We start from the raw sequence: 3,839 nt of genomic DNA on the forward strand, positions 1-3,839 counted from the left end.
CGTCCATGGCGCGGCCGTGCTGCCGGGAACCGCGCACGTGGACCTCGCGCTCCGCGCGGGGGAGCGGGTCGGCTGCGGCCGGCTCGACGAACTGGTGCTGGAGGCGCCGCTGGTGCTGCCCGGAGACGGCGGCGTCCAGCTACGCGTGGTGGTCGGCGGCCCGGCCGACGACGGCAGCCGGCCCGTCAACGTGTACTCCCGTCCCGAGGACGCGGCCGACGGCCAGGACCAGCCCTGGACCCGGCACGCCACGGGTTCCCTGACCGGCGATGCGGCTGTCTCAGCCGCGTCCGACCTGAGCGTCTGGCCGCCCGTCGGTGCCGAAGCCGTCCAGGTCGACGGCCTGTACGAGCGCTTCGCGCTGGACGGCCTCGGGTACGGCCCCGCGTTCCAGGGCGTCCGCGCGGTCTGGCGTCGCGGGGAGGAGGTGTTCGCCGAGGTGACGCTCGCCGAGGAGCAGCGGCGTGACGCCGCCCGCTTCGGTGTGCACCCCGCGCTGCTTGACGCGGCCCTCCACCCGGCGGGCCTCGGCAGCGGCCCCGACGTGACGCCCGGGGATGCGGAGTCGCAGAGCGGCGAGGTCCGGCTGCCTTTCGCCTGGACCGGTGTCTCGCTTCACGCCACAGGCGCCTCGGCGCTGCGTGTGCGGCTCGCACCAGCCGGTGCAGGTGGGGTCTCGATCGCCGTCGCGGACGAGTTCGGCCAGCCGGTGGCCGCCGTTGACGCGCTGGTGTCGCGCCCGGTCTCGCGCGAGCAGATCGACGGCGCACGCGGCGGAGCCGACGGTGCCATGTTCCGGCTGGACTGGAAGACGGTGCCGATACCGGCCCTCCGCTCCACGGGGACACCACAGTTGACGCGGGTCGCCGGCCTCGGCGCGCTGAGCGCCGCGGACGGCGAGGTCCCCGAGGCGGTCTGCATCACGCTCGGCACCCAGCCGACGGACCGCGAGGACCCCCTGGACCTCGCGGACCGCGTGCGGGCCGTGACGCGCGAGGCGTTGGGCCTGGTCCAGGAGTGGCTGCGCGACGAGCGGTTCGCCGCCTCCCGCCTGGTGCTGGTGACGCGCGGTGCGGTGGCGACCGGTGCGGCCGACGAGGTGCGCGACGCGGCCTTGGCCGCCGTCTGGGGTCTGGTGCGCTCAGCGCAGTCCGAGCACCCGGACCGGTTCGTCCTGGTCGACCTCGATCAGAACCTCGACCAGGACCTCGACCAGGGCCTTGACCAGGGCCTTGACCAGGATCTCGACCACCACGCCGACCTCGACGACACCCAGGACCGGATACCCCTGGCCGTGCTGTCGGCGGCAGTCGCCACCGGCGAGCCGCAACTGGCCCTGCGCTCGGGCACAGTGCTCGCCCCCCGCCTGGTCCGCGCCGCGGACAAGGGCATCGGCGGGAACGCGGCGGCGGTGTGGGACACCGCCGGCACCGTCCTCATCACCGGTGCCACCGGCTCGCTGGGCGGCCTGGTCGCCCGGCACCTGGTGGCCGAGCGCGGTGCACGGCAGCTGCTGCTGGTCGGCCGCCGCGGCGCGAACGCACCCGGCGCCGAACAGCTCACCGCCGAACTGACCGCCTTGGGCGCCTCGGTGACGTGGGCGGCCTGCGATGTCGCGGACCGTGACGCGTTGGCGGCGCTGCTGACCGAGCACCCGGTCACGGGCGTGGTGCACGCCGCCGGTGTGCTGGACGACGGGGTGGTGGAGTTGCTTACCCCCGAGCGGCTGGACGCCGTGCTGCGCCCCAAGGTCGACGCGGCCATCAACCTGCACGAGCTCACCGACAAGCCCGCCGCCTTCGTGCTCTTCTCCTCGGTATCGGGCACCTTCGGCGGTGCGGGACAGGCCAACTATGCGGCGGCCAACGCCTTCCTGGACGCCCTCGCCCAGCAGCGCAGGGCGCAGGGCCTGTCTGCGGTCTCCCTCGCCTGGGGGCTGTGGGAGCAGGCGGGCGGGACCGGCGGCATGACCGCCGGCCTCGGCGCGGCGGACGTGCGGCGGATGGGCCGGGCCGGTATCAGCGCGCTGTCGGCGGCCGAGGGCCTGGCACTGTTCGACGCGGGCTGCGCGGGTGACGAGGCGGCCGTTCTCCCGGTCCGCCTGGACCTGGCGGCGGTGCGGTCGGCCGCCCGCGAGTCCGCGCATCCGGTGCCCGCGCTGCTGCGCGAGCTCGTCCGCGTCCCGGTACGACGGGTGGTGGCGGACGCCGGTGCGGGTGGTGCGGACGCCGCGGCCGGGCTGCGCGCGCGGCTGGCCGGGGCGCCCGAGGCGGAGCGCGAGCGGATGCTGCTGGACCTCGTGCGCGGGCACGTGGCCGCCGTCCTGGGGCATGCGAGCGGCGGCACCGTGGAGGCGGACCGGGCGTTCAAGGACTTCGGGTTCGACTCGCTGACCGCTGTAGAGCTGCGGAACCGGCTCAACGCAGCCACGGGGCTCCAGCTGACCGCCACTCTGGTGTTCGACTACCCGACCCCCACCGTCCTCGCCCGGCACCTGGCCACCCAGCTGCTTCCCGACGCCGGGACGGCTGCGGCCGTGCCGGTCTCCGTCGAACTCGACCGGTTGGAGGCCGGTCTGGCCGCGATGGACTGGGCGGAGATCGGCCGCACCGGCGTCGTCGCCCGCCTGCGGGACCTCCTGGCGCGGTACGGCGACGCGCCGGACGCGGCCACCGGCACCACCCTCCTGGACAAGCTCGACGCGGCCACCGACGACGAGCTGTTCAGCATGGTCGACCAAGATTTCGGACTCTCCTGAGCCGGTCTTCCGGCAATCACCAATCTCTAAGCGAAAGAGCACGATGAGTAACGAAGACAAGCTCAGGGACTACCTCAAGCGGGCCATCGCGGACCTGCAGCAGACGCGCGAACGCCTGCACGAGGTGGAGTCCGCGGACCGCGAGCCGATCGCGATCGTCGCGATGAGCTGCCGCTACCCGGGCGGCGTCCGCTCGCCCGAGGAGCTGTGGCGCCTGGTCGCCGCGGAGACCGACGCGATCTCGACGTTCCCCGCCGACCGCGGCTGGGACGTCGACGGGCTGTACGACCCGGATCCCGGTACCCCGGGCAAGAGTTACACCCGCGAAGGCGGATTCCTGGACGCCGCGGGGGAGTTCGATCCGGCGTTCTTCGGTATCTCGCCGCGTGAGGCGCTGGCCATGGACCCGCAGCAGCGCCTGCTGCTGGAGACCACCTGGGAGGCCTTCGAGCGGGCCGGTATCGACCCGCACACCGTGCGCGGCAGCCGGACCGGCGTCTTCGCCGGCGTCATGTACCACGACTACGGATCCGGCCTGACCACCGTGCCCGCCGGTGTCGAGGGCTACCTCGGCAACGGCACCGCCGGCAGCGTCGCCTCGGGCCGGATCTCGTACACCTTCGGCCTGGAAGGCCCGGCCGTCACGATCGACACCGCCTGCTCCTCCTCCCTGGTGGCCTTGCACTGGGCGAGCCAGGCCCTGCGCCGGGGCGAGTGTGAACTCGCCCTGGCCGGCGGCGTCACCGTCATGGCGACCCCCTGGGTCTTCGTGGAGTTCAGCCGGCAGCGCGGGATGGCGCCCGACGGCCGGAGCAAGGCGTTCTCCGCGGCGGCCGACGGGGCCGGGTGGGGGGAAGGCGTCGGCGTCCTGCTCCTGGAACGGCTCTCGGACGCCCGTCGTCACGGGCATCGGGTGCTGGCGGTGGTGCGTGGCTCGGCGGTCAACCAGGACGGCGCGAGCAACGGTCTCACCGCCCCGAACGGCCCCTCCCAGCAGCGGGTGATCCGCCAGGCCCTCGCGAACGCCCGGCTGTCGGCGCGGCAGGTCGACGTCGTCGAGGCGCATGGGACGGGTACGACG

General features: G+C 74.2%; 2 protein-coding genes. Both read left to right on the forward strand.

All coding sequences use genetic code 11. The annotated features are described in order from the left end of the window. A partial coding sequence (locus K7G59_RS34185; protein ID WP_225840577.1) for a type I polyketide synthase occupies positions 1 to 2,758 on the forward strand: 2,758 nt, incomplete at its 5' end. A 43-nt stretch (positions 2,759 to 2,801) separates the two neighbouring features. Further along, the coding region (locus K7G59_RS34190) for a beta-ketoacyl synthase N-terminal-like domain-containing protein (protein ID WP_225840578.1) at positions 2,802 to 3,839 on the forward strand (1,038 nt) is incomplete at its 3' end.

The organism is Streptomyces sp. NK08204, assembly GCF_020400585.1.
GTDB lineage: Bacteria > Actinomycetota > Actinomycetes > Streptomycetales > Streptomycetaceae > Streptomyces.